Source organism: Roseateles sp. GW821-FHT09G09, from assembly GCF_059415965.1.
Genome location: NZ_JBWKOG010000006.1, coordinates 223,089 through 239,818 on the forward strand (window position 1 = coordinate 223,089; position 16,730 = coordinate 239,818).

A 16,730-nucleotide genomic window follows, 5' to 3' on the forward strand; every position below is an offset into this window, starting at 1 on the left:
GCCCGGGCGCGCCGGCCCCTCACGCCTGCGGCTGCTGCGCCACGCCGCCGAGCAGCTCCTGCATCACCTGCTCGAGCTCGTCGAACTCCACCGGCTTCACCAGGTGGGCGTCGAAGCCCGCGGCCGACGTGGCCTCGCGGTCGGAGCGCTGTCCCCAGCCGGTGATCGCGATCAGCGCGAGCGGCTCCGCGCCCGGCATCGCCCGCAATCGCCGCGCGACGTCCGTCCCCGAGAGACCGGGCAGACCGATGTCCAGCAGCACCGCGCGGGGCTGCGTGCGCTCGAAGACCGCCAGCGCCTCTTCACCGCTGTAGGCGACGGTCGCGGCATAACCGGCGCCGCGCAGCACCTCGGCGAGCGTGTTGGCCGCATCCTCGTTGTCGTCGACGACCAGCACACGCGCCTGGCCGGACGACGCGCGGGCGCGGCCGGCATCACCCGCGGCGTCGTGCGCGTCGGTGGTGAGTCCGCCCGCCGCCAGCGGCAGGCTCACGGTGAAGCAGCTGCCATGGCCGATGCCTTCGCTCGCCACGGCGATCGTGCCGCCGTGCAGCTGCACGAGCTGCCGGGACACCGCCAGGCCGATGCCCAGCCCCGATGCCGCCGCGCCGCGCGCGTCGATCCGCGTGAACAGCTCGAAGACCCGCGGCTGCATCGCCGGCGCGATGCCCGCGCCCCGGTCCGTCACCGTGACCTGCGCCCGGTCCGCGACCACCGCGACGTGCACGGCCACCTCGCCCGGCTCCGGGCTGTACTTGGCCGCGTTGTCCAGCAGGTTGCCCAGCACCTGCTGCAGCCGTGTCGGATCGCCGTCCACGGGCACCGCCGCCGGCGGCAAAGACAGCGAGACGCGGTGCCGCATCTCGCTGTACAGGGGCTCGATCGCCTCCAGCGCCTGCTTCACCACCGTGCGCAGGTCGATGACCTGGCGCTTGAGCTCCACCACGTTGCGCGTGATGCGGCTCATGTCGAGCAGGTCGTCGAGCAGTCGCGCCATGTGCGCCGACTGCCGCGCGATGATGTCCGTGGCCTGCGCGCGGGTGTCGTCCGAGGCGGACTGGCGCAGCATCGCGACCGCGTAGCGGATCGGCGCCATCGGGTTGCGCAGCTCGTGCGCGAGCGTCGCCAGGAACGCGTCCTTGCGCTCGCTCTCGCGGCGCAGTTCCTCCTGCGCCGCCGACAGCTCGGTGACGTCGACCGTCGCGCCGATCACCCGCTGCACCTGGCCGTCATGCGCGGTGATCGGCCGCAGCGAGGTCAGCAGCTGGTAGGTCCGGCCGCCGTGGGACGTGCGCTGCGCGAGGTTCATCGCCTGGCCCGTGATCACCGCCTCGCGCACGATGCCGGCGAACTCCGGCTCGCCGACCAGGCTGCCGACCTCCGCGCCGATCAGCGCCTCGCGCGTGAATCCCATCGGCGTGTTGAACGCCCAGGTGTAGCGGCCCTGGACGTCGCACTCCCAGGCCATCACCTTGCCGCTCTGCAGCGCGAGGTGGAAACGCTCCTCGGCCGCCAGGCTCGCGCGCAGCGCCTCCTGCTGCGTGGTGACATCGACCGCGACGCCGTAGGCGTGCACGGCGCGGCCCTTCGCGTCCAGGCTCACGTAACCGTCGAACTGCGTCCAGACGACCTCGTCGTTGTCCGCGCGCGTGATCGGGCAGGCCAGGCTGAAACGACCGCCGCTCTGCGTGGCGTAGCGGTAGCGGTCGCGAAAACGCGCGGCGTCCTGCGCCGACATGCCGGCCAGCATGTCGTCGATCGACTTCCAGTGCTGGCCGAACAGCTGCCTGGCGCCGCCGCCGGTGGTGGCGAAGCCGGTCACCGCGTCCCAGTCCCAGGTGATCATGCGCCCCGCCGCCAGTGCGAGGTTGAGCCGCCGGCGGCTGTTGCGCTCCTTCTGCATCAGCCGGCCGGTCCACGCCGAGACCGTCGCGACCAGCGAGCCGGTCAGCAGGAACAGCACGACCAGCGCCGCGTCCGCCATCGAATTGACCGGGAACATCTGCCCGACGGGCTCGATCCAGAAGTAGAGGATCGCCAGGCTCGCGGCCACCAGGAAGGCCAGCGAGGGCGCCAGGCCGCAGACCAGGCCGACGATCACCAGCGAGGGGAAGTAGGGCAGCAGCGGCTCGCGGCTGCTGAGCGCCGGCTGGAGGGACAGGTTGAGCCACGTGGCCGCGACGAAGACGAGCACGGCAACGGGCCAACGCAACCAGAGCCTCTCGATGACCATTCTTGCCTGTCCTCCCTTGCACGCGCGGGCGCTCCGATCGGAGGCCCGGTCTTGGTGCGGGCTCCCCGTGGGCGGCGGAGCCAGGAGCATACCGAGGCGGGAAGCGGTTCGACCGTCGCGCGTGTCCCCGAGGTGTGTCGGACGATGACAGGCCGCCGCCGTCGGGCGGGCGGCGTTGGAGCGCCGCCGTAGGGGCGTTCAGCCCTGGCGCGCGCGTCGCCGCGCCAGTCCGCCGACCGCCAGGACGCCCGCGAGCATCAGGGCGTAGCTCGCCGGCTCGGGCACCGCGCTGGCCTGCAGGAAGCCGCGGATCTCGCCGCCCGGGGCGAAGGTCGAGTGCACGTTCAGATACGCATTGCCACCGGCCAGCCCGGTCGACAGGGCCGCGAAGGCGCTCGCGATCGTGCCGCCGTTGGCGGTGATGAAGGCCGCGTTCCAGCTGCTGGCCTGGGTCAGGTCGAAGGTCTGGTCGTACATGCCCGCGCTCACGCCCAGCGGGAAGTTCGGGAAGGTCGGCGTCGTCGTCGCCACGCCCGCGTTGCCGGCGCCCGCGGCAGCCGTGCAGCAATGGATGTGCGAGGCCGTCGTCGTGCCGGTCAGGCCGGCGAAGGTGACCTGCACGCGCATCGTGAAGTCGTCGTCGTTGAAGGTCACGGTCGCCAGGCCGGTGCCGGCCGAGGCGTTCGGCGGGAACTCCGCCGCACCGCTCAGGGGCGCGGTGTACACGATGTCGTGCGCGAACGCGGGCAGGGCGACGCTCGCGGCGGCGAGTGCCAGCGTCGATCCGAGGAGGGCAGGCAAGGACTTCAAACGCTTGAGGCGGGTCATGGACGTCATGGAGGTCTCCTGGGTGAGGCTCCGCAACGGGCTGCGCGGAACTCAGACGGCGGTATACGCCGATGGCATCGGGCTTGTGAGCGATCGGCACCGTCGCGTGGGGAGATGACCTTGCTCGCAGGGACGGGACGCAACCGGATCGCGCGAATCCGGTACAGGGTCCGATGTAACGGGACGTGCGGGCAGGCATCGCGCTTGCTTTCGGGCGGGGTTGCGCGCGGGCCGGTCCGCGGCGGAGGAATCCCATGGAGTCATCGACGTTCCGCCTCGGACATCGTCCGCCCCTGGACGGCCTGCGCGGCTTCGCCGTGCTCTGCGTGATGGTCTTCCACGCGCACACCGGCTTCCTGGAGGGCGGCGGCCTCGGCGTGGAGATCTTCTTCACGCTCAGCGGTTTCCTCATCACGACGCTGCTGTGCGACGAGCTCGACCGTTACGGCGACGTCAGCCTGAAGAATTTCTATGCGCGCCGCGCTCTGCGGCTCGCGCCGGCGCTGATCCTGCTGGTGTTCGTGTACGCCGTGTGGAGCTGCCTCGCGCTGGACGGCGGCAAGGCTCGCCAGAACCTGCTGGAGGCCGGCATCGCGCTGACCTACATGTCCAACTGGGCGCGCGCCTTCTGGTGGAACGCGCCCGACCTGCTGGGGCACACCTGGTCGCTGTCGATCGAGGAGCAGTTCTACCTGGTCTGGCCCCTGGTGCTGCTGCTGGCCAGCCGCTTCACGTCCAACCGGCGCACGCTGGCGCTGCTCGCGCTGGGACTGGCCGCGCTGTCCTTGACCTGGCGCAACGTGCTGCTGGAACAGCAGCGCAGTCCCGAGCGGCTGTTCAACGGCCTGGACACACGCGCCGACGCGCTGATGGTGGGCTGCGCGCTGGCGTTGTGGCTCAGCGGCCAGCGGGTCGACGCGCTGCGCCGGCGCTGGGCCGGACCGCTTTCGGTCCTGGGGCCGCTCGCGTTCGTCTTCATCGCCGCGGTGATGCTCGTCAGCGGCAAGGAGGAATGGCGCCAGCCCTACATGTACCGCTGGGGCTTCGCGGCCGTCGAACTCAGCGCCGTCGTGCTGATGGCGCACCTGCTGCTCAACGAGCGCGCCGGCCTGGCGCGGCTCTTCAGCCTCGGGGCGCTGCGCTGGTTCGGCGGCATCTCCTACGGGCTCTACCTCTGGCACTACCCGGTCTACCGGATGATGCGCGCGCACGGCGCCGCGCCTCTGACCCTCCTCGTGGCCGGCTCCGCGGTGACCATCGCCGTCGCGCTGGTCTCGTACCACGGGCTCGAGCAGCCGGTGCTCAAGCTCAAGAAGTTCTTCGACCGACGAAAAAACGGCGCCGTGGAGGCGCCGTCTTCCGCCGAGGGCCAGTCGGTCAGACCGGCTTGACCAGCAGCGAACGCGCCCAGGCGTCCGCCTCGCGGGCCGGCGTCTGGCCGCTGACCTGGATGCGGTCCAGCAGCTCGGCGACGCGGCCGCGGATCTGCCCGACTTCCGCCATCACGGCGTTCTCTTCGCCTTCGTTGCGGAACTCCCGCGCGACGCTGATGATGCCGCCGGCGTTCACCAGGTAGTCCGGCAGGTAGGTGATGCCGCGGGCCTGCAGCGCGTCGCCGTCGGCCGCCGTGGCCAGCTGGTTGTTGGCGGCGCCGGCGATCAGCGCGGCCTGCAGCAGGGGGATGGACTGCGCGTTCAGCGTCGCACCCAGCGCGCACGGCGCGACGACGTCGACGTCCGCGGCCAGGATCTCGTTGATGCCGACGGCCTTCGCGCCCAGCTCGGTCTGCGCGCGCGCGACCTTCTCGGCGTTGACGTCGGCGACGACCAGCTTGGCGCCGGCGCGATGCAGGTACTCGGCCAGGTGCCAGCCCACCGCGCCCAGGCCCTGCAGCGCGACGCGCACGCCTTCGAGCGACTCGCGGCGCAGCACGCGCTTGACGCCTTCGTCGATGGACACGAACACGCCGTAGGCGGTCTTGGGGCTCGGGTCGCCGCCGAAGGCGCCTTCGCGCGGAATGCCCGACACGTACTGCGTCTGAGCCATCATGCCCTTCATGTCGGCCGTGGTCGTGCCCACGTCCTCGGCGGTGATGTAGGCGCCCTGCAGCGATTGCACCGCCCGGCCGAAGGCCGCGAACAGCGCGGCGCGGTCGAAGTCGCCCTGCGGCTTGATGATCACGGCCTTGCCGCCGCCGAAGGGCAGGTTGGCCAGCGCGTTCTTCAGGCTCATGCCCTGCGACAGGCGCAGCGCGTCGTTCAGCGCGGCCAGCTCGTTGTCGTAGCTCCAGAAGCGGCAGCCGCCGAAGGCCGGGCCGCGCGCGGTGCTGTGCACCGCCAGGATCGCCTTGAGACCGGTCACCGGATCGGCGGCCAGCAGCACGCGTTCGTGCGGGGCCTGGTCGGGCAGACCGAAGAGGGAAGAGGGGATGGCGTCGGTCGAGCCGGCGGCGAGCGCGCGGGCGATGTCGGTGATGGCGTTCATGGGAACCTGCACTTGTGATGCTTGAAGAAGACCGGGCCGAGGCGGTCCGGCGGGGCCCGCCACGCTTGTGGCGCGGGGGTCCCGAAGTTTAGCGTCTTGCACTGGAGGCCTTGCGCTTGAGGCCTCGCGCTTGAGGCCTCGCGCTGGAAGCCTCGCGCTGGAAGCCTCGCGCTGGAGGCCTTGCGCTGGAGATCCTGCGCTCAGCGCCCCATGAAGGCGTCCGCCCGCAGCGTCACGACCAGCGTGTCGCGGTGGCCGGCATGGGCGGGATCGATCGGCTGGATGGGCGTGGTCTCGTGGATGACGCGCTCGTCGTCGAGCAGCAGCAGCGTCCACGGCTCCATCATCGTGAAGCGCTGGCCCCGCGGGCCGTCGGCCTCGAAGACGCGCGACTCGCCGCCCTTGATGCCGTGGCGCGCCAGCATGAAGACCGCCACCAGGTCCACGCCGTCGCGGTGCGCGCCCTCGGGCGTCGGCCGGCCGATGCCGCCCGCGGTGTCGATGCGGAACTGGTGCGCCTCGACGAACCAGGGCCGCGCGCCCTTGAGCCGGTCCGCCACCGAGGCCAGCCCCAGCAGCAGCCGCGGCCAGATCGGCAGGTCGACCGCGGCGGGGTCCATCGGCTCGAACCAGCGCTCGATGCCGCCGTGCAGCGCGTTGTAGTCCACCGGCTGCCAGTGTGCGCGATGCGGCGCCAGGCGCACCGTCGGATCGGCCTGCGAGTCCACCACGAAGCTGGCATGCCGGCGGAAGCGGTAGCGGCCGCCGTCGCGCAGGTAGGCGTCCGGGGGCAGGTCGTTCCAGTAGGTCTGCAGGCCGCGCAGCTCGGCGGCCTGGCAGTGCAGCCAGTGCGACAGGCTCTCGGGCGCGATGACGGTGTGACCGAGGTCCTGCAGTTGCTGTTCGAACTGCGCGGCGCTGGAGTAGGGCGGCGGGAAATGCTTCATGGCCGAAAGTATGGAACCTCGCGCCGCGGATGGCGCATGTCACGCCGCCAACGCGGGTTTCGCGGTGCGTTGGGCGTTCCGATCAGCCGGCGTGCTTGTCGGCTTCGGAGGTGAACGCGTCGGCGTAGAACTCCTCGGCCGGCAGGCCGCAGGCGGCGACGAAGTCGCGCTGCGCGGATTCCACCATCACCGGCGCGCCGCAGGCGTAGACCTGGTGCTTCGACAGGTCCGGCAGGTCCGCCATCAGGACCTGGTGGACGAAACCGGTGCGTCCGGTCCAGCCGTCCTCGGCCTTCGGCTCGGACAGCACCGGCACGTAGGTGAACGAGGGCATCGCGGCGGCGGTCGCCTCGGCCCAGTCGTGCAGGTAGAGGTCGGCCTTGGACCGGCAGCCCCAGTACAGCGTCACCGGGCGGGTGATGCCCTGGTCCTGGATGCGCTCCAGGATCGCCTTGATGGGCGCGAAGCCCGTGCCCGAGGCGAGCAGCACGATCGGCTTGTCGCCGTCCTCGCGCAGGAAGAAGCTGCCGAACGGGCCTTCCATGCGCAGGATGTCCTTCTCCTTGAGCGCGCCGAAGACGTGGTCGGTGAACTTGCCGCCGGGCATGTGGCGGATGTGCAGCTCGATCGCCGGCGGCGTGCCGACCCGGCTCGGCGCGTTGGCCATCGAGTAGCTGCGCCGCGCGCCGTCGCGCAGGATGAATTCCACGTACTGGCCGGCGCGGTACTGCAGGTTCTGGTTGGCCGGCAGCTGCAGCCTGATCACGGCGACGTCGCCGGCCGGCTTCTCGACCGTGATGACGCGGCTGGGCAGCTTCAGCACGGGGTACTCGCCGGCGCCGGGCACGGTGCGGGCCTCGACCACGCAATCCGTCTGTGGCTTCGCGCAGCAGGTCAGGATCATGCCGGCGGCTTCGTCCTCGGGCGGCAGCGCCTTGGTCTGGTGTTCGCCGTGCACGACCTGACCCTCGACCAGCTTGCTCTTGCAGGAGCCGCAGGCGCCGTCCTTGCAGCCGTAGGGCAGGCCGATGCCCTGGCGGATGGCCGCGGCCAGCACGGTTTCGTCGTCGTCGACGGTGAAGTTGCGGCCGGCGGGCAGGACGGTGACCTGGAAGCTCATGGTGGGGATATGACTAAACTGGCCCGCCATTTTGCCCCACCCCGCTTCGACCCCATGCCCGGTGCCTCTCCTGCTTCGCCTTCCCTCCACCGCCGGGGCCGTCGCGGCCGTCTGCTGATCGTCGGATGCGGCGATGTCGGGATGCGCGTGCTGCGGCAGCTGGCCGGGAGATGGACCGTGTTCGCGCTCACCAGCAGCGCGGCGAGGGTCGATGAACTGCGGGCTGCCGGGGCGATCCCGCTGATCGGCAACCTGGACGACGCCGCGTCGCTGGGCCGGCTGGCGGGACTCGCGGACCGCGTGCTGCACCTGGCGCCGCCGGCGGTGCAGGGGCGCAGCGATGAGCGCACGCGGCGACTGCTGCAGGCGCTGTCGCGCTCGGCGCCGCCGGCCCACTTGGTCTATGCGAGCACCAGCGGCGTGTACGGCGACTGCGGCGGCGCGCGCATCGACGAGACGCGCCGGGTGAATCCGTCCAACGACCGCGCCTGGCGCCGCGTCGATGCCGAAGGCCAGTTGCGCCAGTGGGGCCGCGCGACGGGCGCGCCGGTGACGATCCTGCGCGTGCCCGGCATCTATGCGTTCGATCGCGACGGCGGGCATCCCCGCGAGCGGCTCGGCAAGGGGCTGCCGGTCCTTGCCCGCGAGGACGATGTCTTCACGAACCACATCCAGGCCGACGACCTGGCGCGCGCCTGCGTGCTGGCGCTGGTGCGCGGCCCGACGCAGCGGATCCTGCACGCGAGCGACGACAGCGAGCTGCTGATGGGGGATTACTTCGAGCTCGCCGCGTCCCTGTGCGGCCTGGCGCCGCCGGCGCGCGTGACGCGCGCCGAGGCGCCTGGCGTGTTCACGCCGATGCAGATGAGTTTCATGAACGAATCGCGCCGGATGGACAACCGGCGCCTCAGGCGCGAGTTGCGCCTGCGGCTGCGTTACCCGACGCCGCGCGAAGGGCTGCTCGCCGTCGAGGGCTGACGCAGGCGGCTGACGTAGGGGGACTGAAACGCTGAAGCGCTGTGGCGCCGGAGCGCCGATGCCCCGCAGCCCCGAGGTGCCGAGCCGATCAGCGCCGGCGGCTGCCGCGCCAGTAGTTGATCATCAGCCAGGCGCCGAGCATGCCGCCCAGATGGGCGAAGTGGGCGATGCCGCTGCCGCCGGTGATGCCCAGGAACAGTTCGAGGGCGCCGAAGAGGGCGACGAAGTACTTGGCCTTCATCGGGATCGGCGGGAACAGCGGCATGATGATCCGGTCGGGGAAGAGCAGCCCGTAGGACAGCAGCAGTCCGAACAGCGCGCCGGAGGCGCCGACGGTCGGCGCGAACGAGCCCATCAGCAGCGTGAACACCAGTTGCGCCGCCGCGGCGGTCAGCGCGCTGGCCACCAGCAGCTGCGCGTAGCGCTTGCCGCCCCAGATCGTCTCCAGCTCGGAGCCGAACATCCAGAGCCCGAACATGTTGAAGAACAGGTGCCCGAAGCTGCCGTGCAGGAAGGCGTAGCTGATCGGCTGCCAGAACTCGAATCTGCCGGAGTTCAGCGGCCACAACGCCATCAGGACGTTCATCGCGCCCAGCGGCGGAATGACGATCGGGAGACAGAACAGGCCCACGCAGATCAGCATGAAGGCCTTGGTCACCGGAGGAATGAAGGGCATGGATCGGGCGTCTTCAGAAGGCACCGGGAGTGGCGCGTTGGGCCGTTGGGCCGTTGGGCCGTGGGCGTTAGGCAGGCGCAAGGGACAGGCAGTCCAGCCCATGCGTTCGGGCCAGTGTAGCCGCGCCGTGCGCAAGACCCGGCCCGCGACGCGTACGGCTTTCCTGGGGAAAGATGCGGAACGATGGGGAGAACCATCCGAAGGGGGAGGGACGCGTTGCAGTTGCCAAGACCTGACCACTTCGAGGGTGGTGCCCGGAGCCGGACTCGAACCGGCACACCTTGCGGCGGGGGATTTTGAGTCCCCTGCGTCTACCGATTTCGCCATCCGGGCGTCACGGCAAGCTGCTGCGTGCGAGGCTACCCGGAGGCGGCCTGCATGATCTGAACGATCTGTTTCGAGGCCCGGAAGCGTTGCCGCGGAGGCAACGGTGAGCCGCGAAATGAGAAAGACATTATGCCACGCAGGACGAGGGCTCCACTGAGAGAATGCGGGGCTATGAGTGATGCAAGCGCCTTCGACCCCACGAGCTATCCGACCCTGGAAGACGTCATCGGCAACACGCCGATGGTGCGGCTGCAGCGCATGCTGGGGCCGGAACTGGCGGCGCGCGGCAACGTGCTGCTGGCCAAGCTGGAGGGGAACAATCCGGCGGGCTCGGTCAAGGACCGCCCGGCCATCAGCATGATCCGGCGCGCCGAGGAGCGCGGCGAGATCAAGCCCGGCGACACGCTGATCGAGGCGACGTCGGGCAACACCGGCATCGCGCTGGCGATGGCCGCGGCGATCCGCGGCTACCGCATGGTGCTGATCATGCCGGAGGACCTCTCGGTCGAACGCGCGCAGACGATGAAAGCCTTCGGCGCCGAGCTGATCCTGACGCCGCGCTCCGGCGGCATGGAGTACGCCCGCGACCTGGCCGAGCAGATGCAGCGCGACGGCAAGGGCCGGGTGCTCGACCAGTTCGCCAACAACGACAACCCGCGCATCCACTACGAGACCACCGGGCCGGAGATCTGGCGCGACACGGGCGGGCGCATCACGCACTTCGTCAGCGCGATGGGCACCACCGGCACCATCACCGGCGTGTCGCGCTTCCTGAAGGAGAAGGATCCGGAGGTGCGCATCGTCGGCGCGCAGCCGGCCGAGGGTTCGCGCATCCCCGGCATCCGCAAGTGGCCGGCGGCCTACCTGCCCAAGATCTACCGCCCCGAAACCGTGGACGAACTGGTGCTGGTCGGCCAGTCGGACGCCGAGGACATGGCCCGCCGCCTGGCGCGCGAGGAAGGCCTGTTCGGCGGCATCTCCGCCGCCGGCGCGTGCTGGGTCGCGATGCAGATCGCGCGCCAGGTCTCGAACGCGACGATCGTGTTCGTGGTCTGCGATCGTGGGGATCGCTATCTCTCCACCGGGGTGTTTCCCGCCTGAGCGGCGGCACGGCGGATCGGGGATGATGCCGGTTCCGCGCGATCCGCGAGATCCGCGGCATCCGCAACACCCGCAACACCCGCAACACGCAGGCGCTCCGACGCCCACCCCTCATGAGCTTCCGCTTCTGCCCGCAATGCGCCAGTGAGCTGGCATGGATCGAACTGCCGGAAGACGGCGGCCCGAAGACGCGGCTGCGTTGCCCGAACTGCGACTTCACCCACTGGAACAACCCGACGCCGGTGCTGGCCGCCGTCGTCGAATGCGTCGACCGCGAGGGCCAGGTCTTGCTCGCGCGCAATGCAGCGTGGCCGGGTCCGTTCTTCGGCCTGATCACCGGCTTCATGGAAGCCGGGGAATCGCCCGAGGAAGGCATCCGGCGCGAAGTGCTGGAGGAGACCTCGCTGGAGGCGCTCGGCGCGACGCTGATCGGCGTCTACGACTTCCAGAAGAAGAACCAGGTCCTCATCGCGTACCACGTGCCCGCGCGCGGCGAGGTGGTGCTGTCGCCGGAGCTGGTCGAGTACACGCTGACGCCGCCGGAGCAACTCGAGTGCTGGCCCGCCGGCACGGGCCAGGCGCTGGCGGACTGGCTGCGCGGTCGCGGCATCGAACCGAAGTGGATGGCGCCTCGCGGTTGAGGTGCCTGACTAGAATCTGCTGCATCGCCCCCGGTCATCGGCGGCAAGGACGCTCTCATGGACATTCACAAGGAACTCGACACCCGCGGACTGAACTGCCCGCTGCCCATTCTCAAGGCCAAGAAGGCCCTGGCGGAAATGGAAAGCGGTCAGTTGCTGAAGGTCGTCGCGACGGACCCCGGTTCGACGCGCGACTTCCAGGCCTTCGCGCGGCAGACCGGCAACGAACTGGTCGAGCAGACCTCGGCGGGCGACGAGTTCATCCACGTGCTCAAGCGACGCTGAATCGAAGGCCGCGGAATCTAAGACCGCTGAATCGAAGACCGCGGAAACGAACACCGGAAACGAAGAAGGCCACGCTCTGCGTGGCCTTCGCGCTTCATGACGGGACAGTGACGGGAAGTCCTGCTGTCAGAAGTTCAGCACGGGTTCCGCGCGGTCAGATTTCCAAGGCCTTGAGGTATTCGCGGAAGCTGGCGCCGAGTTCCGGGTGGGCCAGCGCGAGTTCGACGTTGGCCTGCAGGAAACCTTCCTTGCTGCCGCAGTCGTAGCGCTTGCCTTCATAGCGGAAGGCGAAGACCTTCTCGCGGCGCATCAGCGCGGCGATGCCGTCGGTCAGCTGGATCTCGCCGCCGACGCCGCGCGGCTGGGTCGCGATCTCGCGGAACACGCCCGGCGTCAGGATGTAGCGGCCGGCCACGCCCAGGCGCGACGGCGCGTCCTCGGGCGCGGGTTTCTCGACCATGTGGGTGAGATCCATCAGGCGGTCGCTGATCGCCGCGCCGGCCACGATGCCGTAGCGCTTGGTGTGCTCGGCCGGCACTTCCTGGACGGCCAGGATGGAGGCCTGCCATTCGGAGAACTGGTCCACCATCTGCTTGAGCACCGGGGGCTTGCCGACCATCAGGTCGTCGGCCAGCAGCACGGCGAAGGGCTCGTTGACGACCACGCACTGCGCGCACAGCACCGCGTGGCCCAGGCCCAGGGCCTTGGGTTGGCGGATGTAGATGCACTCCATGTCGTCCGGCTTGATGGAATGCACCATCGCCAGCAGTTCCTTCTTGCCGGCGGCTTCCAGTTCGGTCTCCAGCTCGAAGGCCGTGTCGAAATGATCCGGGATGGCGCGCTTGTTACGGCCGTTCACGAAGATCATCTGACGGATGCCCGCCGCGTAGGCTTCTTCCACCGCGTACTGGATCAGCGGCTTGTCGACCACCGGCAGCATCTCCTTGGGCTGCGCCTTGGTGGCGGGCAGAAAGCGCGTGCCGAGTCCAGCAACCGGGAAGATTGCCTTGTTGATGAGGGCCATTTACGTACACTCCGACGGTAATTGCGCAGGCATTCTTGCACGGCGCAGCTGAAAGAAAATCAAACAAACCTCTCCAAACCACTCATGGCAGTGCTAGTCCTGGAACCGCTGGAGGCTGACGTCCTGGAATGGCTGGCGGAGCGCCATGTCATCCAGACTGCACCCGATCCGGCGGCGGCGCCGCTGACCTTGAGAGAGCATGTTGCGCAGGCCCAGGCAATTTTCTTGCCCGCCTCGATTGCACTGGATGCGGAGATGGTCCGACGCGCGCCGCGTCTGCGTGCCGTCGGTCGCATCGGCGCCGGCGCGGAGAACATCGATCTCGAAGCCTGCCGCGCCGCCAACATCGAGGTGGTGCGCGCACCGACCGCGGCGGCCTCGGCGGAAGCCGAGTTCGTCATCGGCGCGCTGCTGGCGCTGCTGCGCCGCGTGCCGGTGCAGGGGGCGGACGGGCATTGGGTCGGTCGTGAGCTCGGATGCGCCACGGTCGGCCTGGTCGGCCTGACGCCGTCGGCGCGCCAATTGGCGACGCTGCTGCCGGCCTTTGGTGCGCGCGTGATCGGTTACGACCCCAGCCTGCACCATGCCGACCCACTGTGGGGTCAATGGGGCATCGAGCCTTACGGTCTGCGCGAACTGATGCAGGCCGCGGATGCGGTCAGCGTGCAGCTCGCCTACTTCCCGCGTTATCGCGGCCTGATCGGCGAACGGGTGCTGAACTTCTGCAAGCCCTCGCAGGTGCTGGTGTCGACCTCGCACTCGGCCCTGTTCGATGAACAGGCGCTGGCCGACGCGCTGCAAGGCGGCCGGCTGCTGGCCGCCTGGCTGGACCTGATGGAGCCCGGCCTGATGGAAGCCGGGCGTCCCTTGCACGGCGTGCCCGGCCTGCAGGTCACGCCGCGGATCGCGGCGACGACGCGCGAGTCGCGGATGCGCGCCGCGTGGAGCGTGGCGCGGCGGATCTCGGAGATCCTGTCCACGCCCGCCGTGCTGCCTGAATTCAGGCCGACCCACCCAGGCGCGCTGCCTGATCTTTTAGCCGAACCACGGTGGCGCTGAAGTCGGCGATGCGCTGACGTTCCTGCTCCACCACCGCCGCCGGCGCGCGCGCCACGAAGCTCTCGTTGCCCAGCTTGGCGGTGGCCTTGCCCACTTCGCCCTCCAGACGTGCGATCTCCTTGGCGATGCGGGCGCGCTCGGCCTCGACGTCGATCTCGACCTTCAGCGCCAGGCGTGCCGCACCGTGCACCAGCACCGGCGACATCGCGCTCTGCGCGTTGAAGGCGGCCTCGTCCTCGATCAGCTCGACGCTCTGCAGCTTGGCCAGCACCTTCAGCGCCGGTGCGGCCTCGCGCAGGAAGGACAGGTCGCCGCCGGCCAGCAGCGGCACGCGGTCGGACGGGCTCAGGCCCATCTCGGCACGCAGGCTGCGGCAGGTGCCGACGATGGACTTCAGCTGCTCGACCCAGGCGATGGCCTGCGGGTCGATGCGCTCGGGCTGGGCGACCGGGTAGGCGGCCGTGACCAGGTACTCGGTGGCCTTGCGGCCCGCGATCGGGGCGACGGTCTGCCAGAGTTCCTCGGTGATGAAGGGCGCGATCGGGTGCAGCAGGCGCAGGATGGTTTCCAGCACGCGGATCAGCGTGCGGCGCGTCGCCCGCTGCGCGGCTTCGTTGCCCTCGGCCTGCGCGGTCTGCAACTGCACCTTCGCCAGTTCCAGGTACCAGTCGCAGTACTCGTCCCACACGAAGGAATAGATCGCGTTGGCGACCTGGTCCAGGCGGTAGTCCGCGAAGCCCTGCGCGACGGCCTGCTCGACCTTCTGCAGCTCGCTGACGATCCAGCGGTCGGCCTGCGAGAACTGCAGGTAGCCGTGGGCGCTGCCGCCGGGCGCGCATTGCTCCTTCGTGTGCTCCACCAGGCCGCAGTCCTGGCCTTGCGTGTTCATCAGCACGAAGCGGGTGGCGTTCCACAGCTTGTTGCAGAAGTTCCGGTAGCCCTCGCAGCGCTTGCTGTCGAAGTTGACGCTGCGGCCCAGCGTCGCCATCGCGGCGAAGGTGAAGCGCAGCGCGTCGGCGCCGTAACCGGGGATGCCCTCGGGGAATTCCTTCTCCGTGGCCTTGCGGACCTTGGGCGCGGTCTCGGGCTTGCGCAGGCCCTGCGTGCGCTTGTCCAGCAGCGGGGCCAGCTCGATGCCGTCGATCAGGTCGACCGGGTCGAGCACGTTGCCCTCGGACTTGCTCATCTTCTTGCCCTGCGCGTCCAGCACCAGACCGTGGATGTAGACATGCCTGAAGGGCACCTGGCCGGTGAAGTGCGTCGTCATCATGATCATCCGGGCGACCCAGAAGAAGATGATGTCGTAGCCGGTGACCAGCACCGACGACGGCAGGAAGAGGTCCTGCTCGAGCGTCCTGGCCGGCCAGCCGAGCGTCGAGAAGGGCACCAGCGCCGACGAGTACCAGGTGTCCAGCACGTCCTCGTCGCGCGTCAGCGGGCCGGTGTAGCCCGCCGCGGCGGCCTTGGCCTGGGCCTCGGCCTCGTCATGGGCGACGAAGACCTCGCCGTTGCTGCCGTACCAGGCGGGGATCTGGTGGCCCCACCAGAGCTGGCGCGAGATGCACCAGTCCTGGATGTTGTTCATCCACTGGTTGTAGGTGTTGACCCAGTTCTCGGGCACGAACTTGACCTCGCCGCTGGCGACCACGTCGATCGCCTTCTGCGCGATGGACTTGCCGTCCTTGCCCGGCTTGCGGGTGGCCACGAACCACTGGTCGGTCAGCATCGGTTCGACGATCTGGCCGGTGCGGGTGCAGCGCGGCACCATCAGCTTGTGCTTCTTGACCTCGACCAGCAGGCCCTGGTCCTCGAGCGACTTGACGATCAGCTTGCGCGCGGCGAAGCGGTCCAGGCCGCGGTATTCGGCCGGGATCTCGTCCATCGTGTCCACGACGGTCGCATCCAGCGTGAAGATCGTCAGCATCGGCAGCTGGTGGCGCTGGCCGACCTGGTAGTCGTTGGTGTCGTGCGCCGGCGTGACCTTGACGACGCCGGTGCCGAATTCCTTGTCGACGTAATCGTCCGCGATCACCGGCACCAGGCGGCCCGTGATGGGCAGCTTCACCTGGCGGCCGATCAGGTGCTTGTAGCGCTCGTCCTCGGGGTGGACCATGACGGCGGTGTCGCCCAGCATGGTTTCCGGACGCGTGGTCGCGACGACCAGCGATTCCTCGCCCTCGGCCATCGGATAGCGGATGTGCCACAGCGAGCCGTCCTCCTCCTCGCTCTCGACCTCGAGGTCGGAGACGGCGGACTTCAGGACCGGGTCCCAGCTCACCAGGCGCTTGCCGCGGTAGATCAGGCCCTCGTCGAAGAGCTTGACGAAGGTGTCGACGACGACGGGCGAGAGCTTCTCGTCCATCGTGAAGTACTCGTGGCCCCAGGACACGGAGTCGCCCATGCGGCGCATCTGCTGGGTGATGGTCGAGCCGGACTGCTGCTTCCATTCCCAGACGCGGGCGACGAAGTTCTTGCGGCCCAGGTCGTGGCGGCTCTGGCCCTGGCCCTGCAGCTGGCGCTCCACGACGATCTGCGTGGCGATGCCGGCGTGGTCGGTGCCGGGGACCCACAGCGTGTTGTGGCCGCTCATCCGGTGGTAGCGCGTCAACGAGTCCATGATGGTCTGGTTGAACGCGTGGCCCATGTGCAGCGTGCCCGTCACGTTCGGCGGGGGCAGCTGGATGCTGAACGACGGCTTGGCCGGATCGAGCGTCGGCTCGTAAAGGCCCTTGGACTCCCACAGCGGGCCCCAATGGGCTTCAAGAGAGGCGGGTTCGAAGGAGTTGGCGAGTTCGGTCATGGGGCGCGCCGCCTTTCAGCGGGGTAGAGCGGTGTCATCTGGGCGAGGGACAAGGTCAGCCCGCGATTGTAGGGCGGCGGGACCCCGCGACGCCCCGTCCGGACGCCCGGAGACGGGGGACACCCCAGAGCGGGATAGAGAGGGAGGGCACCCCACCGAGGAGGGGCTGTCGAAACCCGACTCCCTGACGCGTCGTGTCAGCAGAAACGTTGTTTGCCGCTGCGTTT

At 69.5% G+C, this 16,730-nt stretch carries 14 protein-coding genes and 1 tRNA gene; 6 read left to right on the plus strand and 9 right to left on the minus strand.

Annotated features, from left to right (window positions below):
• Window positions 1-19: 19 nt before the first annotated feature.
• Window positions 20-2,212 (minus strand): hybrid sensor histidine kinase/response regulator, encoded by a 2,193-nt coding sequence (locus AC07O8_RS17660; protein WP_495049281.1) that lies wholly within the window; start codon window positions 2,210-2,212, stop codon window positions 20-22.
• 219 nt (window positions 2,213-2,431) lie between these two features.
• Window positions 2,432-3,070, minus strand: a complete 639-nt coding sequence (locus AC07O8_RS17665; protein ID WP_495049282.1) for a CHRD domain-containing protein — start codon at window positions 3,068-3,070, stop codon at window positions 2,432-2,434.
• A gap of 245 nt (window positions 3,071-3,315) precedes the next feature.
• On the opposite strand from AC07O8_RS17665, the gene AC07O8_RS17670 reads away from it, so the two are divergent.
• Window positions 3,316-4,452, plus strand: coding sequence for an acyltransferase family protein (locus tag AC07O8_RS17670; protein WP_495049283.1), 1,137 nt, complete (start codon window positions 3,316-3,318; stop codon window positions 4,450-4,452).
• On the opposite strand, the gene AC07O8_RS17675 is transcribed toward AC07O8_RS17670, so the two are convergent.
• The 3 genes from AC07O8_RS17675 to AC07O8_RS17685 all read right to left on the minus strand — a co-directional run bounded on the left by AC07O8_RS17675 (window position 4,439) and on the right by AC07O8_RS17685 (window position 7,612).
• A complete protein-coding gene (locus AC07O8_RS17675; protein WP_297526162.1) occupies window positions 4,439-5,545 on the minus strand; it encodes a Glu/Leu/Phe/Val family dehydrogenase in 1,107 nt (368 codons plus the stop codon). The genes AC07O8_RS17670 and AC07O8_RS17675 overlap by 14 nt on opposite strands.
• A 200-nt stretch (window positions 5,546-5,745) precedes the next feature.
• Window positions 5,746-6,492: a 2OG-Fe dioxygenase family protein gene (locus AC07O8_RS17680; RefSeq protein WP_495049284.1), complete on the minus strand. Its 747-nt coding sequence runs from the start codon at window positions 6,490-6,492 to the stop codon at window positions 5,746-5,748.
• Window positions 6,493-6,574: 82 nt separating this feature from the next.
• Complete coding sequence (locus tag AC07O8_RS17685) at window positions 6,575-7,612, minus strand: CDP-6-deoxy-delta-3,4-glucoseen reductase (RefSeq protein ID WP_495049285.1); 1,038 nt, start codon at window positions 7,610-7,612, stop codon at window positions 6,575-6,577.
• A 54-nt stretch (window positions 7,613-7,666) separates the two neighbouring features.
• Between AC07O8_RS17685 and AC07O8_RS17690 the strand changes: the two genes are divergently transcribed.
• Window positions 7,667-8,590 carry an NAD-dependent epimerase/dehydratase family protein gene (locus AC07O8_RS17690; RefSeq protein WP_495049286.1) on the plus strand — a complete coding sequence of 308 codons (924 nt, stop codon included), beginning with the start codon at window positions 7,667-7,669 and terminating at the stop codon, window positions 8,588-8,590.
• 88 nt (window positions 8,591-8,678) lie between these two features.
• Here the strand turns inward: AC07O8_RS17690 and AC07O8_RS17695 are convergent, their stop codons facing one another.
• Window positions 8,679-9,266: a rhomboid family intramembrane serine protease gene (locus AC07O8_RS17695; protein WP_297526155.1), complete on the minus strand. Its 588-nt coding sequence runs from the start codon at window positions 9,264-9,266 to the stop codon at window positions 8,679-8,681.
• Between the two features lie 248 nt (window positions 9,267-9,514).
• Window positions 9,515-9,599, minus strand: a tRNA-Leu gene (locus tag AC07O8_RS17700).
• A gap of 165 nt (window positions 9,600-9,764) precedes the next feature.
• Between AC07O8_RS17700 and cysM the strand changes: the two genes are divergently transcribed.
• From cysM to AC07O8_RS17715, 3 genes are all read left to right on the plus strand, one after another.
• On the plus strand, window positions 9,765-10,694 hold the full coding sequence (cysM, locus tag AC07O8_RS17705) for a cysteine synthase CysM (protein ID WP_495049287.1): 930 nt from the start codon (window positions 9,765-9,767) through the stop codon (window positions 10,692-10,694).
• Between the two features lie 113 nt (window positions 10,695-10,807).
• Window positions 10,808-11,335, plus strand: coding sequence for an NUDIX hydrolase (locus AC07O8_RS17710; RefSeq protein WP_297526153.1), 528 nt, complete (start codon window positions 10,808-10,810; stop codon window positions 11,333-11,335).
• A gap of 57 nt (window positions 11,336-11,392) precedes the next feature.
• Window positions 11,393-11,620: a sulfurtransferase TusA family protein gene (locus AC07O8_RS17715; RefSeq protein ID WP_495049288.1), complete on the plus strand. Its 228-nt coding sequence runs from the start codon at window positions 11,393-11,395 to the stop codon at window positions 11,618-11,620.
• A 154-nt stretch (window positions 11,621-11,774) separates the two neighbouring features.
• Here the strand turns inward: AC07O8_RS17715 and galU are convergent, their stop codons facing one another.
• A complete protein-coding gene (galU, locus tag AC07O8_RS17720; RefSeq protein WP_495049289.1) occupies window positions 11,775-12,644 on the minus strand; it encodes a UTP--glucose-1-phosphate uridylyltransferase GalU in 870 nt (289 codons plus the stop codon).
• Between the two features lie 84 nt (window positions 12,645-12,728).
• Here galU and AC07O8_RS17725 point away from each other — a divergent pair, with 84 nt between their 5' ends.
• Window positions 12,729-13,703: an NAD(P)-dependent oxidoreductase gene (locus AC07O8_RS17725; protein ID WP_495049290.1), complete on the plus strand. Its 975-nt coding sequence runs from the start codon at window positions 12,729-12,731 to the stop codon at window positions 13,701-13,703.
• On the opposite strand, the gene AC07O8_RS17730 is transcribed toward AC07O8_RS17725, so the two are convergent.
• Window positions 13,645-16,503 (minus strand): valine--tRNA ligase, encoded by a 2,859-nt coding sequence (locus AC07O8_RS17730; protein WP_495049291.1) that lies wholly within the window; start codon window positions 16,501-16,503, stop codon window positions 13,645-13,647. The genes AC07O8_RS17725 and AC07O8_RS17730 overlap by 59 nt on opposite strands.
• Between the last annotated feature and the right edge of the window lie 227 nt (window positions 16,504-16,730).

Excerpts from the sequence above, each read along its gene's own strand:
- AC07O8_RS17665 (WP_495049282.1), bottom strand. The coding sequence starts at position 3,070 with ATGACGTCCATGACCCGCCTCAAGCGTTTGAAGTCCTTGCCTGCCCTC.
- AC07O8_RS17670 (WP_495049283.1), top strand. The coding sequence starts at position 3,316 with ATGGAGTCATCGACGTTCCGCCTCGGACATCGTCCGCCCCTGGACGGC.
- AC07O8_RS17675 (WP_297526162.1), bottom strand. The coding sequence starts at position 5,545 with ATGAACGCCATCACCGACATCGCCCGCGCGCTCGCCGCCGGCTCGACC.
- AC07O8_RS17680 (WP_495049284.1), bottom strand. The coding sequence starts at position 6,492 with ATGAAGCATTTCCCGCCGCCCTACTCCAGCGCCGCGCAGTTCGAACAG.
- AC07O8_RS17685 (WP_495049285.1), bottom strand. The coding sequence starts at position 7,612 with ATGAGCTTCCAGGTCACCGTCCTGCCCGCCGGCCGCAACTTCACCGTC.
- AC07O8_RS17690 (WP_495049286.1), top strand. The coding sequence starts at position 7,667 with ATGCCCGGTGCCTCTCCTGCTTCGCCTTCCCTCCACCGCCGGGGCCGT.
- AC07O8_RS17695 (WP_297526155.1), bottom strand. The coding sequence starts at position 9,266 with ATGCCCTTCATTCCTCCGGTGACCAAGGCCTTCATGCTGATCTGCGTG.
- cysM (WP_495049287.1), top strand. The coding sequence starts at position 9,765 with ATGAGTGATGCAAGCGCCTTCGACCCCACGAGCTATCCGACCCTGGAA.
- AC07O8_RS17710 (WP_297526153.1), top strand. The coding sequence starts at position 10,808 with ATGAGCTTCCGCTTCTGCCCGCAATGCGCCAGTGAGCTGGCATGGATC.
- AC07O8_RS17715 (WP_495049288.1), top strand. The coding sequence starts at position 11,393 with ATGGACATTCACAAGGAACTCGACACCCGCGGACTGAACTGCCCGCTG.
- galU (WP_495049289.1), bottom strand. The coding sequence starts at position 12,644 with ATGGCCCTCATCAACAAGGCAATCTTCCCGGTTGCTGGACTCGGCACG.
- AC07O8_RS17725 (WP_495049290.1), top strand. The coding sequence starts at position 12,729 with ATGGCAGTGCTAGTCCTGGAACCGCTGGAGGCTGACGTCCTGGAATGG.
- AC07O8_RS17730 (WP_495049291.1), bottom strand. The coding sequence starts at position 16,503 with ATGACCGAACTCGCCAACTCCTTCGAACCCGCCTCTCTTGAAGCCCAT.